The organism is Rubripirellula obstinata, from assembly GCF_001642955.1.
Taxonomy (GTDB): Bacteria; Planctomycetota; Planctomycetia; order Pirellulales; family Pirellulaceae; genus Rubripirellula; species Rubripirellula obstinata.
This window is the reverse complement of record NZ_LWSK01000006.1, coordinates 95,800-113,743: the sequence shown is the minus strand read 5'-3', so window position 1 is coordinate 113,743 and position 17,944 is coordinate 95,800. Positions and strand designations below refer to the sequence as shown.

The 17,944-nt window shown below is 52.7% G+C and carries 13 protein-coding genes; 3 read left to right on the top strand and 10 right to left on the bottom strand.

What is annotated here, in order from left to right; all coding sequences use genetic code 11:
* The first annotated feature begins 583 nt into the window (after positions 1–583).
* The 3 genes from RC85_RS03580 to RC85_RS03570 all read left to right on the top strand — a co-directional run bounded on the left by RC85_RS03580 (position 584) and on the right by RC85_RS03570 (position 4,765).
* Positions 584–1,972, top strand: a complete 1,389-nt coding sequence (locus RC85_RS03580; protein ID WP_084422317.1) for a porin — start codon at positions 584–586, stop codon at positions 1,970–1,972.
* Between the two features lie 579 nt (positions 1,973–2,551).
* Positions 2,552–4,057: an ammonium transporter gene (locus RC85_RS03575; RefSeq protein ID WP_068258710.1), complete on the top strand. Its 1,506-nt coding sequence runs from the start codon at positions 2,552–2,554 to the stop codon at positions 4,055–4,057.
* A gap of 360 nt (positions 4,058–4,417) precedes the next feature.
* The gene (locus RC85_RS03570; RefSeq protein WP_068258733.1) at positions 4,418–4,765 is read left to right on the top strand and encodes a P-II family nitrogen regulator; all 348 of its coding nucleotides are present in this window, start codon (positions 4,418–4,420) and stop codon (positions 4,763–4,765) included.
* A 105-nt stretch (positions 4,766–4,870) separates the two neighbouring features.
* Here the strand turns inward: RC85_RS03570 and RC85_RS03565 are convergent, their stop codons facing one another.
* The 10 genes from RC85_RS03565 to RC85_RS03520 all read right to left on the bottom strand — a co-directional run bounded on the left by RC85_RS03565 (position 4,871) and on the right by RC85_RS03520 (position 17,941).
* Positions 4,871–5,551: a hypothetical protein gene (locus tag RC85_RS03565; protein WP_068258708.1), complete on the bottom strand. Its 681-nt coding sequence runs from the start codon at positions 5,549–5,551 to the stop codon at positions 4,871–4,873.
* Positions 5,552–5,625: 74 nt separating this feature from the next.
* Positions 5,626–7,182, bottom strand: a complete 1,557-nt coding sequence (locus tag RC85_RS03560; RefSeq protein WP_084422316.1) for an OprO/OprP family phosphate-selective porin — start codon at positions 7,180–7,182, stop codon at positions 5,626–5,628.
* A gap of 515 nt (positions 7,183–7,697) precedes the next feature.
* Positions 7,698–9,200, bottom strand: coding sequence for an N-6 DNA methylase (locus RC85_RS03555; RefSeq protein WP_149752730.1), 1,503 nt, complete (start codon positions 9,198–9,200; stop codon positions 7,698–7,700).
* Entirely contained in the window at positions 9,197–9,874 is a 678-nt protein-coding gene (locus RC85_RS03550; protein WP_068258702.1) for a type II restriction-modification system restriction endonuclease, read from the bottom strand. Before RC85_RS03550 ends, RC85_RS03555 begins: the two co-directional genes overlap by 4 nt.
* 45 nt (positions 9,875–9,919) lie before the next feature.
* Entirely contained in the window at positions 9,920–12,940 is a 3,021-nt protein-coding gene (locus RC85_RS03545; RefSeq protein WP_068258701.1) for a M28 family peptidase, read from the bottom strand.
* 177 nt (positions 12,941–13,117) lie between these two features.
* Positions 13,118–13,507 (bottom strand): hypothetical protein, encoded by a 390-nt coding sequence (locus RC85_RS03540; RefSeq protein WP_068258732.1) that lies wholly within the window; start codon positions 13,505–13,507, stop codon positions 13,118–13,120.
* Positions 13,508–13,582: 75 nt separating this feature from the next.
* Entirely contained in the window at positions 13,583–14,674 is a 1,092-nt protein-coding gene (locus RC85_RS03535; RefSeq protein ID WP_238383087.1) for a DUF3500 domain-containing protein, read from the bottom strand.
* 180 nt (positions 14,675–14,854) lie between these two features.
* Positions 14,855–15,664, bottom strand: coding sequence for a WecB/TagA/CpsF family glycosyltransferase (locus RC85_RS03530; protein ID WP_068258697.1), 810 nt, complete (start codon positions 15,662–15,664; stop codon positions 14,855–14,857).
* 4 nt (positions 15,665–15,668) lie between these two features.
* Positions 15,669–16,664, bottom strand: a complete 996-nt coding sequence (locus tag RC85_RS03525) for a polysaccharide deacetylase family protein (RefSeq protein ID WP_068258695.1) — start codon at positions 16,662–16,664, stop codon at positions 15,669–15,671.
* Positions 16,661–17,941 (bottom strand): glycosyltransferase family 4 protein, encoded by a 1,281-nt coding sequence (locus tag RC85_RS03520; protein ID WP_238383086.1) that lies wholly within the window; start codon positions 17,939–17,941, stop codon positions 16,661–16,663. Before RC85_RS03520 ends, RC85_RS03525 begins: the two co-directional genes overlap by 4 nt.
* Between the last annotated feature and the right edge of the window lie 3 nt (positions 17,942–17,944).

Here is a 17,944-nt window from a genome sequence, read left to right as displayed (position 1 = left end):
CGATCTACGGCGTTGCGCACAAATTGCCGTAACTCGCTGGGGCTCGCTACGGCCTACATCTAATTTAGAACGTAGCTGATCCCGCCAGGGTTCAGAAAGTAGGCCGTAGCGAGCCTCAGCGAGTTACGGCGTTGTGCACAAATTGCCGTAACTCGCTGGGGCTCGCTACGGCCTACATCTAATTTAGAACGTAGCTGATTCCGTCAGGTTTCAGAAAGTAGGCCGTAGCGAGCCTCAGCGAGTTACGGCGGTCGCACAGTGCCGTAACTCGCTGGGGCTCGCTACGGCCTACATCTAATTCCTGCATGCTGGCGATCAGGGGTGAGTGGCTTGCTGTCAGCAGTCTCCAACGCTCCGCAGTTCCCGAGAATCTAAGATTCTCAAATTCACCCTGGACCCAACAACCGGTACAAGTTCACACTGCCGGTTAATCCGGGTATTTCGGGAGGTTTGGGTCTTCGGGGTCTGGTCAAGTTTGCGGGCAGAAAACGCCGATAGGTTGGTTAGCGAAATGCAAACCCACAGCCGAAACACCCACTGAGCCAACCACGTTGGCTCGGCAATTGGACGGAGCTTACGAGCGATGAGACTAAAAAAAATGGCCCTGATGGCCGCAATCTGTTGTTCGGCAGCCGGCGGAACGCTTTCCGCTCAAGAAATGAACAACGGTTATGTCTCGCAAGTCAGCTATTGCGATTGCGGGATGGACGAATGCGGCTGCGATGCGGTCCCAATGTCCGATGGCTGCGGTTGCGGGGAATCTAGTTGCGGCGGTGGCTGCAATAGCGGATGTGGTGATACTTGCAGCGACGATTCTTGCTGCGACGGCGGCGGCATCTTTTCGGATGGCTTCGGGTGCAATCTGGGTGAACCCATTTCGCTGTTAGGCGATTGCTGTGGATACTCAGCCGGCGGTTGGGTCCAACTTGGATACCACAACCGGAACTTGCAGCTCTTCAACAGCCGCAAGCATGATCTTCAATTGCAACAAGCTTGGGTCTACGCCGAAAAAGCAATCGACACCTCAAACGGTTTTGATCTCGGTGGTCGTGTCGATTACTTGTACGGAACCGATGGTCCTGACACTCAAGCATTTGGAATCGCCAATGGTCACTGGGATAACCAGTGGGACAACGGATCAGATTACGGGCACGCGCTTCCCCAGGTCTACGGCGAAGCTGGCTATGGTGATTTCTCAGTCAAGTTTGGTCACTTCTACACGCTGATCGGTTACGAAGTCGTTGCCGCACCCGACAACTTCTTCTACAGCCACGCTTACACGATGTACAACAGTGAACCCTTCACTCACACCGGTGCGGTGGCGACTTACAACATGACCGAAGACATCGATATCTTTGGCGGTTACGTGATGGGGTGGGACAGTGGATTCGAGGACAACGGCGATGCAGTGCTGGCCGGTGGTAGTGTTCAGTTGACTGACGATATCAATTTCACCTCCACCTTGGTCGCTGGCCGTTTTAACGATGCCAACGCGAATCGAGTGCTCGATGGTGGAGCGATCGGCGGAATCGAAAATGGTTTCATGCAGTCCAATGTTGCCAACGTCCAGTTGACCGATGACACCAGCTACATTTTCCAAACCGATATTTTGGATACCGAAGACGCCGATGGTGCCACGGTCCGCAAGACCTTTGGAATTAATCAGTATCTGATTAAGCAACTCAGCGACTGTTTTGGACTGGGTGCCCGGTTTGAATGGTGGAACGTTGATTCGGCCAGCCAAGGTTTCTATGGAAACAATGTCCCGGTCATGCAAGGCGATTTCGATGTCTTTGCGTTGACGCTGGGAACGAACCTGCGACCACATGCCAACCTGATCTTCCGTCCCGAAATTCGTTGGGATTGGGTCGATGGAAATCGCGCCGATTTGTCAGCCGCAGGGATCGAGCTGCTCGAAGACAACGCCAGTCGTCAAACGACCTTTGGAATCGACACCATCATCACCTTCTAGACTGCGATTTGGGCGGACTTAGAACCCGGTTCATTCCGTTGACTGCAACCGATGCGTGATGAAGCGACGGAATGAATTCCGTTGCAGGACATTTCTGAAAACCGAAGGGCGAGCCGAATGATCGGCTCGCCCTTTTTTCGTGGATTCGCATTGCGAACCCGTTGCTTGCTAACAGTACAGGGCTTGCTAACAATACAGTGATTGCTAGCAATGCAGTCATCCCCCCCGTGCTGACTGCCCAAGGACTAGGCAAGCAGACGCTGGATATTCGCGCAAAGCTGCACAACCGGAAATTTTCCAGATTTCTTAATCCTTTTTGTCTCAACGGTTTGCGCGGCAAAATGAAAGCTGCAGCTCTTCTTTGGCTCGCTTCCTGCTCCACGGCGTAGCGAGCGAGCAAGACATCCGATTCTTGATTCCTTCCAACTCTCGAGCGACTACTTAGATGGCCCGGGCAGGAGTATAGGAGTAATGGAGATGCAGTGATCAAGTTCGCTTGGATGATTGATTTGATCCTGGCAGTGTGTCAGACATCGATCGTTGTGATTTCAACATCTCAAAGATTAAGGTGAAAGAAGAATGCTAGATTGGCTACGAGCCCCTCTGCTCACGTGTTGGATTTTAACCGGAGCGATTGGGATCAGCTTGGCGACATCGCCTGCTGTTTACGCACAAGAAGATACTGTTGCCGCAACCGAAGAAGTTGCCGCAGAAGAGGCGGTCGAAGACGAGTCAAACCCAGCGGGTTGGAACGACGGCGATGCCGTTGCCGATCTGTCCTATGACGACGCAAATGATTACGCGATCAACACCCTGATCATGTTCGTCTGTGCCGTTTTGGTGATCTTTATGCAGGCTGGGTTCGCGATGGTCGAAGTCGGCCTGAACTCTGCCAAAAACACGATCAACATTCTGTCCAAGAACGTGATGGACTTGGCAGTCGGTGTGCTGCTGTTCCTGTTGATCGGATACTCGCTGATGTATCCGGGCACTTGGATCTCGGAAGGTTATCTTGGATCACCTTCTTCGTTCATCGGACGAGACGCTCAAGTCGAAACCGTTGATGGAACCGAAGTATGGGCTTCCGCTCCTGCTTACTCCGATGGGGCTTACGCTAGTAACTCGGCTGACTTCCTGTTCCAGGTCGCGTTTGCTGCAACCGCAGCGACCATCGTTTCGGGTGCAGTCGCAGGCCGGATGAAGTTTGGTGCTTACTTGGTTTACAGTGCAATCCTGACCGGTTTGATCTATCCCATCAGCGGTAGCTGGAAGTGGGGTGGAGGATTCCTGGACGCGATGGGCTTCCAAGACTTTGCCGGTAGTGTTGTCGTCCACGCGGTCGGCGGTTTCGCCGGATTGGCCGGTGCGATATTCCTCGGGCCTCGTCTGGGGCGGTACACGGCCGACGGTAAAAGCGTTCCATTGCCCGGTCACAACATTGCCTTCGCCGCACTTGGTGTGTTTATTCTTTGGGTCGGTTGGTACGGTTTCAACCCCGGTAGCCAGTTGACCTATTCAGGTGCCGTTAACGCAGAAGCCACAACCTATATCGCTGTCACCACGACGATCGGTGCCGCGGCGGGTGCTGTCGCAGCGCTGGTACTCGGTTGGGGAATGTTCAGCAAACCTGATTTGACCATGGCACTCAACGGTGTACTTGGTGGATTGGTTTCGGTCACGGCAAACTGCGATCGGATTACTCAGGTCGAAGCGATGATCATCGGTGCTGTCGGTGGTGCTTTGGTTGTGATCGGTATCGTGATGTTGGACAAGCTGAAGATCGATGATCCAGTCGGTGCTTGGCCTGTTCACGGTCTCTGCGGAGTTTGGGGTGGTATCTCCACCGGCATCTTCGGTGATCTTCCCGATGGCATTGAAACCGTGGGTGCCTTCATCGGTGTCCAAGCGATCTCGACCGTTGTGATTTGTGCCTGGGCATTCATCACCATGTCGATTGTCTTCGCTGTCTTGAAGGCGATCGGACTTCTGCGAGTCTCACCAGAAGAAGAGCAAGCAGGTTTGGATATTTCGGAGCACGGCATGCACGCTTACCCAGCGGATGCCGGTGCCAAGGTCACCTCCTAGTTGATCTACCCACCGCAACCCCGTCGTCATGGCTTCGGCCAAGGCGGCGGGGTGCCCGGTGTTTCTGGAAGAATGTTTCTGAAGAAAAACATCAAAGGAATCTTCTCGGCTCTTGCCTGGGCCAGAAGATGCCCAACCTGGGTAGGCGTCCGCCTCGCTTGCCCAGGCTTGGGTTTCTACAACTGAGGCAAAAGGCTGGTTGTCGCGTTGATGCGGTGACCAGCTTTTTTTATGGCCCGATACACTATTCAGCGAAATGCTTTAGAATCCCTAAACTTCGTGCGGATGCCTCAAAGCATCTGGATTAGCATTTGTCTCCGGTTTGTTATCTCGCAACCACTTTCGCTTGCTGCTTGTCTCTTGAAACTTATCATTGCCATCATCCAACCTGGAAAACTGGAATCCGTCAAACAGGCGCTGACCCAAGTCGAAGTGGTGCGTTTGACCGTGCTAGACTGCCAAGGCTTTGGGCGTCAAAGAGGACAAACCGGCCGAATTGGAACGCATAATGCCGGCATGAACTTGCTGCCGAAACTGCAGCTTCAAATCGCTGTCAACGAAGAGTTTGTCGCCCCGACGGTTGCCGCCATCACAGAAGGTGGACGTAGCGGCGAAGGTGGCGAAATCGGAGACGGCAAGATCTTCGTCTTACCGATGGACGATTGCGTCCGAATCCGAACCGGCCAAAGAGGAAGCGAAGCGATCTAAACAATCGCTCCGCTTTCATCAATGGCAGTGCTGCTGAAGTTGCGTTCGTTCGATTCTACGAAACGCGAACGCATTCACTGTTTTCCCGATTCACTGTTTTCCCGATCAGTGCGCGGGCTGCACTTCCACCGGGCTCAGTGCTGAACCGTAGTCTTCGGCAGGCATAGGCGAGTACTGGTCACCATAGTGCTGATCACTACTCTCATAGAGCGGCTGTTCTGAAACCATCGGTTGTGAAACCATTGGTTCTGAAACCATTGGTTGTGGGGCCATAAAAAGCATCCCCGAATCGCAGCCTGAATCACAGCATCCGCTGTCGCAATCGGTTTTGCCACAGCCACAATTGTTTCCACAACGATCGCCGCACCCACCGTTGCTACTGCAGCAAGCCGAGCCTTCTTCTGGCGTCCAGGTGTATTCGCATTCGGGACACTTGTACTTTTTAGACTTCAAGACCTTAACCGTGCGAATCTTTGCACCGTTGTGAACGCAATTGGTGCAACCACGTCCTTTACATGAATGGCAGCTCGATTGCTTCTTTTGCCAAGGGAAAACCACCCTTGGAATGCAGATTGTCTTGGTCTCAACTTCAAAGCATTTCTTTTCGACGTCAACAAGCTCTGCTTCAAGCTTACAAGTTTGACATTCATGGCTGCACTTGGGGCAACATGCCTTTTTGCAACACTTATCGCCTTTTAAGCAACCAGCTTGTGCTGTTGGTGTCGGCATCGCGAACATCGTCAAGGCAAACATCGACAATGCTGCGGTGGTCAATAACGGTTTCATAAGTTTGTACCCTTTTTCGATTGGGCTGTTGAATTTTGATGGATGAACTCTTCGTTTCCAGATTCCTTGACGACTTAGAAATCGACCATGAACCTTGCACCAAAGATGTCGTAGTTTCCTGTTCCGACCAGATCGGTGCGTTCGTCGATCTCGCCGGTGATGTAGTTGAATTGCATCCGGGAATTGTCATTCCAGTGCCAATTCAAGCCAATCGTTAGAGCCTCTGCTTCACCGCCTGCGACGTCCTCATCGCTGAAGTCGGCAACCGAATAGCGAGCGGCGATTTGCCATGCACCCCATCCAGACTCGGTGCATCCATTACATTTGTTGACCAACCAGAAGTTTTGAAACGGCTTCACGCGTCCGATCGTTCCGCTCGAACGATCCCACGGCACGTGCTCACCAGTCAAAAAGTAACTTGCGTACACGTATCCACCGTTGAGCTGAACATCGTTGAACCCATCGCGTTCAACCCAATTGTGTTGGTATTCGCCAACAAACTGCACCGCTCCGACGTTCACGACACCTTCGACAGCAAGCAGATTGTAGTAATCTGCACCGGCAATCCGGCCAGTGTCCAACCATCGTGTCCCCGCGGTTCGAGCCTCGGGGCGTGTTCGGAATCGGCTTTCGGCAACAGCACCTTCATTTGCGTCCTGATTCTCGGTCACGTCCGAGTGAGCACCCGCGAGTGCCCAGTGCGCGTAACCGCGTCCGCCGCTAACGTCGTCGTACCAAATCGTATTCGCCAAACGACTCGCAACTTCTAACTGCAAATGGTCGCCGACGTAGTTGCCTTCGTCTTGCAGGTTACGACTGTTGAACACACCGTAACGCCAATTCCAAGCTTCGTCGTCCGAAACACCGTAGGACTGCAAGCCTAACCGACGAGCATCTTCGTTGAATGCTTCGATCACGAACGGCCGCTCGATGAACACGTTGTAACGCGAACTGTTCAGGTGATCTAAGCCGTAGGGTCGCTTTTGATTCCCAAGCAGAACCTTTTGCAGAACGGCCAGATTAGACCAGCCAAGATATGCGTCACGAAATTCAGCATCGTTGCCGTTGGCGAATTCCATTTCGATCTTGTAGACCATGTTGTCTTGGATATTGCCTTTGACACCAAATCGCAATCGCCGGAATCCAAGACGATTCGCTTCGTCAGTATTGTTGGCGGCGATTTGGTCGATGTTGTCATCGTGATCGAACCCCCAAGCATCGGCGTGTACCCGACCGCTCATCTTCATCGTCGACTTACCTGTACCGCTGTGAACGATCGTTGGATCGCCGGCTTCCTCAGCAACTTCGTCAATCGATTCTTCCATCTTCGCAAGCTTCTCTTCCAACTCCTCGAACTTACTGGTCAACGATTCCAGTTCGCTTTGCTCATCTTCCGATGACTCTTCATCTTCTTCTGCATCCTCTTCTGCTGATTCGGACTCAGAGGCATCGTCGCCCGAATCCTGCATGAAACTAGCGGCAAACGAAGTCTGTTCCACGAGTGAGCCGTCGTGAAACTTGAAACCGGAATCTTGCCCAAAGGCTGGGCTTGTCAATTCCGAAAAGCTGGTGACTGCAACACCAAGCATTGTCAACAGAGCAAACCGCGCTGTCTGTTTAGAGATTGTCATGAAAGAATACCTTCCTTGGTATTGTTGATTACAGCGATGGTCTGGGTGACCGTCAGTAGCCGGCGTTAGGCATCCTGCCCTGCCCTGCTTTCCTTGCTGTGCCAATAAATCGCATAGCACTAGTTAAGGGGAATCGGCCAATTGCATGCTCGATGCCTGCAGAATCCTCACCGCCGGGGTTATCGATTCGTTTCTTAACAATTCTGGCTAGGACGATCTTTACAATCACTGCGACGCGTGATTCCAGAATTACCAGATTGATCGGAACAATCGTTACATTCCACTCCGACCAATTTTCGGTTCAGAAACTGTCCCCGAAATAACTTCCCGGTTTTCCCGTAGCTGGGCCCGCCAGGGTTCAGTCCGTCCGGAGCCGTACCCGACGCAGTGAAGAGTTTCTAAATCGTTTAGCCGCGTGAGCATCGCCCCGCGCGTTCGGGCCAGCACAGCGCGCGGGGCGATGCCCACGCGGTTAAACAATCTAAACCGTTCCTCAGCGATCAGCGAAACGAAGGTCAAAGAGTTGGATCTTCCAACCCTTCTTCGCTAGCGATACGACCTAAATCCAGACTACGCAGCACTGACGCATTGATCGGTCGCTTTGCTTCCCAGAAAATTCGCGATTCCAAAAAATCTTCTGCCGCTTCACTTTCCAGCAATCGCTTTACCAACAACGCTTGCCGTCGCGTTTTCAACGGCAACAGATAAACCGTGTCGTCAAAAACGACGGGCTTCTTCTGCACTGGCCCAAACACGGCTGGCCCAAACACGGTAAACGTAAGTTTTTTGTAGAGACCGCAAATTGCGACTTTCCATGGCGAAAACGTGTAGTCACCCACGCCAAAAATCGCGAACTGATCACGCCCGCGATAAATCGACGATCTTCTTGCGTTAAACGAATCCAGATTTTGGGTCAGATAGTGAAAAGTCTTCGGTGCCGTGTTTTTCATCTCGGAGGTTGATTGCCCCACCGATCGCTGCGGTAACAACATGACTCGGTTGGAAGTCCTGGCTTCTCCCGACGCAACATCTGAACCTTTCGCCAAAGGATACAAGTGCTCGAATTCGATGTCCAAGCCCTTGCCATTTCGATCAAAGACTTCGCCATCATGGACCACCAATTCCAACACACTCGCAAGATCATGTTTGACTCCACTTCGCCACATGACCTGCTCTGACGCAACCAAGTGCTCTGTCGATTTCGCCCTAACAGGATCGCTCACAAGTTTGCCATTGAAATTTCCAAACGCAATCGTACTGCGTTTTGCCCGCAGATCCTGAAAAAACCGACACGCCTGTGGCTGCCTAGACCTTTTCCTCGTCGATCCTGGATCCTTCAATTGCATCAGCAACAAACCAGCTTCGACCGACGCACCAAAATGCTCCTTGGCATCAATTTGGTAGAAATGCAGCTTTGCGAATTGTTGATCGACACTCCAAGCATGTTGAGCCAACCTTCGCGCGGTCGAACTCTTCACCAACATTGCCAGCGAATCCTTGCCTGGACGCATCACGCCCAGCAATGTTTGCAGCATCGACTCGGCAAGATCGAAATTTGACTTCCCAGTGATGGCATCAATGCCGCGATCAGACAGAACGTTCCGTTTCTTAGGCAGATTGTCACCCGAATGGACGCCGATTTCTGAACTGGTGACCCAGGGCGGATTGCCGAAAATCAAAACACGTTCCCCGCACGAATCACGGAACCTGTCCCACTGAAAGTCAAAGAAATTCTGTTTGCGAATTTTTACCCGATCGCTCGATGCGGCTTCCGCTCGGCTAATGTTTCGACGCGCCGCTCGCACATAGTTTGCATCCTGTTCCATTGCATAGATTTGCTTTGGCTTGCAAACGTCCAAAGCCGCAACCAAAAAGCCGCCGACGCCACAGGTGGGCTCGACCATGGTTGGATAGTCACCGAGCTGATCGCGCATGACCTGGCAACACTGATTCGCTAAATCCGGTGGCGTTTGGTAATCACCAAATTGCCTAGAAAGCTTCTTTGCTGTTCGATTCACGGCGTCGATTTTTTCAGTAGGTTGACGTCATTGATGCCGTCAACGGTTCCCGCCATCTCAACCACGCGTCCGTACTGCAATCTCCATTGCAACGCATTCGATATCGTCAAGTAACCGATCGCTGGTGGCTCTTTTAAAATTCGCTTCGCCAACCGTCGTGCTTCTGGCGGATCGACTGGCAATCGCCTCTCTTCCAGAAAATCAATGATCTCATCTACCCCTGCGTTCTGTTTGATCAAACTTCGAATCCCCATCGTCGTTTGATAATCGGCCGTTCTGGACTTGTGAACAAACACCGTATCCAAGATCAACAGTTGTCCTGTATCGGCGATGTCGTCATCCTTCTTTTCATAGACAAAGATCAGCAACGAGTACCCCAGACCGTAGACTTTCTGCGTCGCCGATCGGTAGGGACAAGACGACTGAGGCTGGCTGGCACGGGTGGCTTTCAGGTCCACGTCCAGCGCCGGCAAGTCGCGCCCCGACGATGACGATCCGCGAACGTGGTTGTACTTGGCTGATAAATGGTCGTGGAACCTTCGTTCGATCAGAGTCCCGATCGCTTTGCCGTCGGTCACACCGTAGAGCTCACGTTCGACGTGAACTGATTGATCCGCCGCAAACAGGGCCGCTTCCACCTGAAGCTGCTCGATCGTCAATTCTGGTTTAGCCATCCCTTAAGTCTAGCATCGCAACCGAGACGGTGCCCGATGTCGCGATCAGTCCCGCGAAGTCGGCGTCACTTTTAAGGTGACCTCTTTTCCGTCTCGCTTGACCACAACATCAACAGCTTCACCAATTTTTAAGGCTTCGATGGCGTAGGTGTAATCATGGATGTCTTCGACTTTCCTTCCAGCCAATTCCACCACGACATCGCCACCTAAAAGACCCGCTTTAAACGCTGGCCCGCCTTTCGACACACCCGATAACTTCAATCCTTTGCCACCGGTGGAAACGTAGTCTGGAATCGTGCCCAAGTAAGCGGTCAACCGAGCGACGGGTGTTGCATCATTGTTTGCTTGCCCCTCTTCCAACTTAAACTCGGGCGCCGAATCAGCGACCATGAACCCGCGCGTCAACAAACCAAACAGTTTCGCAATTTTGGCGACACCTTCGTAATTCAATTTATCGGCAGTGTCCCGTGGCGTGTGGTAATCCTCGTGAGCCCCCGTAAACGCCGACAAAATCGGAACGTCGCGGCTGACAAACGCAGATGCATCGGTTGGCAACCGGGTGCTGGTTTTGTCGAGTTCCAAATCCAAACCAACCGGTAGGTTGCGACGACTTACTTCGCCCGCGAATCCTGGCGAAGAACCGATGCCCTGAATAATGGCTTTCTCGCGAAGTCGTCCGACCATGTCCATATTCAAATAGACAGCGATCGCATCGGTCAGTGGCATTGATTCGGTTGTCATTCCATGGGCCGCGGCTGCCGCCGCAGCTTTCTCATCAACGTCTGCCTTGGGAGCATCGGGGTAGAGCTGATAAAACGAGTCAACAAACGACTGTGACCCGAACAGCCCCAGTTCTTCGCCGCTCCATCCAGCAACCACGAAATCTCGTTTGGCTTGCAGTCGGCCAGCACGTTTTTCTGCGGCCAAGTACTGTGCAATTTCCAACATCGCAGCAACACCCGATGCGTTGTCATCTGCACCAACATGGATCTGTTCACGCTCATCATCCCTGGCCAATGAATTGCTGCCGCCACCGACGCCCAAGTGATCGATGTGCGCGCCCAACATGACCACTGGCTGATCCATCTTTACCGTTTCCGCCGCCGGCAATCGAGCAATCACATTGCGTCCGACTCCGCGGTTTCGCTGAATCTCAACCTTGGCTTCAGCATCGGCACCTTCGATTTGAAAGCCCATCATCATCGAACCGTCGTCCAGCTTCGATTGCAAATCCTGCAAGTTTTCTTCGCTGCCCGCCAACATCTTTTCAGCCACCGCGTTGGTGACCGAGACCGCCGTAATGCTGACCCCGGCTTGCGATGCATTCCGATCAAAACGGATCAATTGATTCTGGACTTTGCTGGTCGGTCCGGCAACAAAGATAATGCCCTTGGCTCCCAGATCCCGCGCGATCGTCGCCTTTCGCCGAGGCGAACTGTAGCGAGCCATTCGTTGCCGAACTTCGGGCTTAATCTCTTGCGGCAGATCACGAAACACCATCACCCACTGATCCAACACGTTCAAATGCACGTAGCTGTCGTATTCATCAGTCCCGTCGGTTCCGGGAATCTGCATTCCATAACCAGCGAACACGATTCCCGTCGAATCGATCGGACCATCGGCGGAAAATGACAACGGTTGGTAGTCCTTGCCGAGCTCTAGGGCTCGATCACCAACCTTCATCGAATTGTCGTCCGCCAAATTCGATCCCGCTGGAAAATCAAATTCGTGAAAGAACGTCCCGTTCTGTCCCGCTGGTTCAAATCCCAGACTTTCAAGATAAGCCGCAACATACGCGGTCGCTCTTTTTTCACCAGGCGTTCCGGTTAGCCGTCCGCCAAGTTCAGGCCGAGTCAAATAGTCCACATGTCGCATGACGTCGGCTGGCGAAAACGCTGGTGCGCTGCTCTGCGAATTGGCCAAAGCAGCGATGCGGTCCTCGTCGGATTCAGACTCTTGGTCGTCTCTCAACCCCAACAGCGACAAGGCCTTGTCGTGGTTCCAATCTGCCAAAAAAATCTGCGATCGTTTTTCTTTCGTTCGATTGGACGTCCACGACAAGCGGTCGCCATCTGGCAAAAAGACTGGCAGTCCGTCAAAGCCATCGGTCTCTGTCACGCGAACCGGTTCACCAACACCATCGGCACGCACGAGATACAGTTCAAAGTTTGCGAAGCCATGTTTGTTGGTTGTGAAAATCAGATAATCGCCGCTGGGATGAAAATACGGAGCCCAACTCATCGCACCGATGTTGGTCAAACGTTTCACACCGCTACCATCTGAATTCATGGTGTAGATTTCCGCGGTCGCTCCATCTTCAGAAAACCGTCGCCAGCAAATCTTTGTTCCGTCGCTGGAAAAGAATGGCCCGCCGTCGTATCCGGGTTCATCCGTTAATCGTCGAACGTCTGACCCATCCGCATTCATGATGTACAGGTCAATCATGAAGGCCGGATCGACCTCGAATAACGCCGCTTCACGTTCGGTCAATTCTCTGGAATAGGCTTCGCGGTTCGATGCAAACACGATCTGCTTACCATCGGGGCTGTAACTGCCCTCGGCGTCGTAACCTACTGCGTCGGTTAGTTGAACAGCTTCGCCGCTTGGTAAATCAGCCGAGTAGATTTCGTAGGCCTTGTCGTAGTCCCACGAGTAGCGCCGCTGTTTCCCAGTGGCACGAAGTTCAAGTTCTTCGTCCTGCTTTTGCTTGGATTGAGGATCCGCATGCGTGCTGGCAAACAAAACTTGATCACCATCAGGATGAATCCACGCGCAGGTCGTTTTCCCGGTGCCGGTGGAGACTCGCTGAATGTCGCCGGTTTCCAGATTCGTCAAATAGATCTGATAGAACGGGTTGGCTGGATCGCGTTCGCTCTGAAACACCATCTGCTTTCCATCGGCACTAAAGTACCCCTCACCAGCCCTGCGCCCTTCAAAGGTAATCTGCCGCGTTTCAGACAGAAGCAGCGACTGGGTCGTCGGCTTCACCGAATCGGGCGAATCCGCCACAGCGACATGGCAGGTTAGGCACGCAAAAAAACAAACGGTCAACAATTTTCGATTCATCGTCGATTCGATCGGAAGGAAAGAAGAACAGTTCCAAAACAATTTATGCCTAAGGTTATCCTATCTGGCAAACCGTTGTAGGCCGTAGCGAGCTTCAGCGAGTTACGGCATTTCCGACCCAAGAATCGCATCTGAAGATCTGCCGTAACTCGCTGAAGCTCGCTACGGCCTACGTTCTTATTTCAGTCCCTGTGCGCCACGCAAACAGATCAGTTCATCGCTCCATCGCCCGAACAGTTCTTTGCGTTCGGCCTCTTCGCTGAAGACACGAATGGTGTTGATGTTGTGGCGAATGTCGTCTTTGACCAAACCAAACAGCTCGCTGTACTCAGGATCTGAATCGGGGCCGTCTTCTTGCTCGGGAAGCTGAATCCTAGCGGTTGCCTCGAACCGAAAAACTTGCAGCCAGCCTGGACGCTGCACCGCGACCAGTCGCACATTGGTCAACTTGGCGGTCTGGCCAAAGTAGCCATTATCGGTGAGATGATTGCGAATGGATTTTTCCATATCAGCGTCGCCACACCAATCATTCCAGCGTTTGGCGAGGTGCTTCACAAAGGAAAGCATCGTAGGTTTCCGATCGGGGTTTTCTGATTCAACATCGTAATTGAGCTGCAAAGTAGTTTATGACTTTGGTCAAGCTCAGGGCGTCAAATCAAAATCGCCTGTCAGATCTCGCAGCACTGCGTGAATGTGGTTAGCCGGGTTTCCGGCCGCGTCGGGTTGAGTATTCACGAATTCGATCAAGAAGCTTTTGCCTTGGATTCGGTAGTAATGACCAATCCCCGGCTCGCTTGCACCGGCCCAGGCGAAATGGACATGTTGCCAGCCATTGTCTTCAATCAATTGACGCCTTTGATCCGCAATCGGATCGGCGACCGCGCCGACGTAAACTTCCACCAAGTTCTCCAGCATCTGCCGTTGCTGTGCGTCCAAGTCGGCATACGCAATGCCCTCGGGTTCGCCAACATCCGCCTGTGGTTGTCCCGCAAAGCGAATGTCGCGGGGAGCGTCCGGCGCGATCACAGCTTGTTGCTGCTGTTCGTCGTCAAGAGAATTCAGCAACGCAAATCCAAACTCTTCTTCGTCACGAAGCACGCGTGTTCCTTTCCCAAGCAACACATCAGTCGAGCGTCCCAATTTCTTCGATTCTTTCGATTCCTTCGATGTTTCAGACGTCGTTAGATCGTCCATGATCATTGCCGGATTGGCGGCGAAAAACTGGGGCGTGCTGTCAACCATCCTGCCGTCGCGGCACACAAAGTTGAGCGACAAGTGATGGCCCTCAAAACTTAAACCCCATGAGCCTTTGTCCGACGGTTCACCAAAAAATGTCAGGTAATACTTATTCGGGTTTCGTTCCCACTTCCCGTTCTTTGCTTCCAAGGCACGCAGTGTATTTTCAAGCATCATAACATTGTTGGCTTTGTCGTATCCCGCTTCGCTAAGTGCCGCGCGTAGCAATCGAAAAGTAGCGACTGCTTGGGCATCATTCATCTGACCAAGCATCAATCCCTTGCGGTCTTTCTTGGGAATAAAATGCCAGTCCACTCGATTGATCGAATCAAAGGGCAGCAGTGCAGCGCCAGACTGTTCTTCATCCAGCGAAGCGATCAAGGACTTGGCAAAGGCCTGCATCTGCAAACCAGGTGGATCGCCAACCTTCATCGCGATTGAAGAACAACAGACAGCAAAGACGATTGCAAAAATCGTCATTCGAGCGGGACTTTGCATCGCAATACCGGATCAGAAAGAGGGCCAGAACAGAACGCATCTAGCATACCCGATCACTGCTTGATAAACGCGATTCGATTTAGGAACGAGCGGGAAATTAGTGTCGCCTTTCGCTCCGCGAAAGTAGCGAATCCGCTGCTTTCGCGGAGCGAAAGGCGACTATAAAAAGTCGCACGTTCCTTAGCCAAACATGACTTCGTCGGTTGGCTGGGTTCCGTTGTCAGTTCGGGCGGCGTAGAGCTTTAGCTTTTGCAGCATTGTCAGGGTGGCGAAAGCTGGGTTGGTCGTCGAATAGCGTTTCCACAATCGACCGGGTTCTCGTGAGAGTCGGAATGCCCATTCCAAACCGTTTCGTTGCATCCAAGGCGGTGCTTGTTCCAGCATGCCAGCGTGAAATGCGAACGCGGCACCAACGGCAATCAAAGGCATCTTTAAGCGGTTCCGCATTTCGTACGCAAACACTTCTTGCCGAGGGCAGCCAAGTCCAACGAAACACATCCCCGCACCGCTGGCATTGATTTCAGCCGCCAGCTCATCGCGTTCTTCCACCGAAAGTGTCCGAAAACGCGATGCCTTCTTTCCTGCAATTCGCAGCCCGGGATACTTTTCGCAAAGTCGATTCGCAAATTGATCTAGCATCTCTTCGGTTGCACCAAAAAGGTAAACCGGGACATCTTCTTCCTTGGCCGCCGCTTCACACAATCGCAACGTCAACTCTGGGCCGTAAACACGATCCTTCAAACCAGCGCCATGCAAACGATCCAGTGCCCAACGAACCGGTTGACCATCAGGGCAAACCAAATCGAACTGGTTCAATCGATACTTGTGGTCTTTGTCACTGACACCCGTCATCACACCATGAACCGCAAGCGCCGTCACTGACATCGATTGACGTACACGACCCGCCGCGATGATCTTTGCGACCGCCGCTTCGTAGTCAATTGCGTTGACGCCGATGCCCAGAATACTTTTCTTGCCAAGATCGATCATAAATTCAACAGGTCGCTGGTTGTTTGATGGGAGTGTTGGTTGGCAAATTGGCAAGATCCGGATCGACATCAGGATCAATCAATCGAAGTGCATCGATCATGCAACGAACGTCGAAGGTTTCGCTGTAGAGTTTTAAGCCCCAACGAACGATCGACAACTTGTCTTGCCGAGCCATTTTCATTCCTGGGAAATAAGCCATGTCGCTGTCGTCTTCCTGGCCTAGAAAATCAGGTGGATGCAACAGCAAGGATGGCGAGGTGCCTGTTAGCTTGCAGAGCGAAAGTGCACTACGGAAATAGGCTTTGGCGGCCAACGTCGAAAAGCTAGCCAGGAAAGTGAAGTAGCTGAAATGGATCGGGGTTCGCGTCAGCGGCATGACCGTGACCGGCATCTCCCACAACTGTTGGTCGCCAATGTTTCGCTGAAACGGATGATTGGGTTGCCGCAATGATGCAAAACCACCGTACAGCTTTTTCGCGTTCTCTTTTGCCTGACCTTTCAAGTCAGTCTTCATCAAGAACACCGCCCGAGCGATCGGTGCGATGGACGTTGGGAAAATGGACGCATCGTAAGCGTAATTGTTCTTGGCGAGCACGCGAAGCACTTCGTCGGGACAACTAAAACCGGGACCGCGGAAACCCAACGGACGTCGGCCAGTTACCTCGCGAATCCGGGCGTCCGTGATTTCGATTTCGTCGGCAATTTCAGCCTCATCCATCGTGTGCATCCACGGCAGATGATTGAGCGAGTGGTTTGCTGGTTCCCATCGTGGCAGCCGATCAAACGATTGAATCGCTTGGCAATCCTCTTCTTCGACCAAGTCACGTCCGACCGTAAAAACGGTCAGCGGCAAATTGAGTTCGCCCAGCATTTCAGTGATGCGGTTAACCGCCATCGGCAAATAGCCTGGGCGGCTTTCCCAATCTTCGCGGCCCGCAGCACGCAGGTAAGCCCATTTGTTGTCCAAATCCAGGGACAGACTTGCAATCGGCAAACTCATTGCGAACCATCTTGGTCTAGCGGCAACACATGCTTGATCGCACGAATCGCTCCGTCAGCAGCCCATGCCGGACTGCGACTGGCGACGGACTGACGACACACCACACGCATGTCACTGAGGTCTTGGTCCGATTGATCAAAGTAAGTATCTAGTGCTTGATCAATTGACCCATCTTCCATCGGATCGTAAGTCCAACCATTCACATCTTCTTTGACCAACGTGGTCACTGCTTGTGCGTGAATGCTGCCGATCACGGGAACGCCCGCATGCAGAGCTTCGTTGACAACCAGCATCCATTCATCGGCAAGCGTCGGTGCCAATAGCACGCCGCAGCGAAGCATCCAAACGGCCAGTTCTTCGGCCGGGACGTTCCCCAGTAAATTGACCTTTAAGTTGGCCGTCGTTTCGATTGTTTTCAGCTCATCACGGAGCGGGCCATCACCGGCGAAAACGATTTCAATCTTTCGGTCCGGATTGGCTCGGCAATACGAAGCCACTTGTCGGACAAGTCGATCGACGCCTTTGCGCTGGCTAAGCTGTCCCACAACCAGCATTCGATGCCGGCAATCCGCCTCATCTCGCTCGGTCGGTCCTTGATAAACGGTTCGATCATCTGCTGCGTATGGCAGATGAAACATGCGATCAGACTGAACGCCAAAGCCGTTCAAATAGTCCTTACAAGATGGCCCGTTGTAGGTCACCGCATCGGCGGACCGCAGCAACCGCTGCCGCAGTTTCCGGCGAACGAAGCCGCGTCCCTGCTCGGTCCGCTCGCTCATGTAAGTGCAAAGAACCAACTTGGTTTCCGGATGGCGGCGACAATACAGTGCAGCACCGGCGGATCGAGCACCGAGTTCCAGCGACATGACGACATCCGGTTTCAGTTCACGTAAACGAGCGGAGGTGTCATACGGTACATGAACGTACAGTTGGTCATCGAAACCACCATCGGGATGCCGCCACCTTCGGCGAAGCGTCCACGAATTCTGGACGGTCACATTTAAGCCCGACCAATCGGGTTGAAAATCGCGATTGGGTTCAATCGGGGTGCTTAGCAAGATCTGAAAATCTCGAACCCGCGCGGCAATCGCCTGCAGCACTCTCACTTGATAAAGCGGAATGTAATGCGTCAAAAATACAACACGAGCGTCTATCACTGATTCGTCATCCACAAGATGCCTGAGCAAGGCATCATGGTACTCAAACGAGGTGACTGCCTGTTGTTTTTTTCTTACCGATCCGTTGGCTTTCAGTTGCGATTGTTCAGTCAACGGCACCGG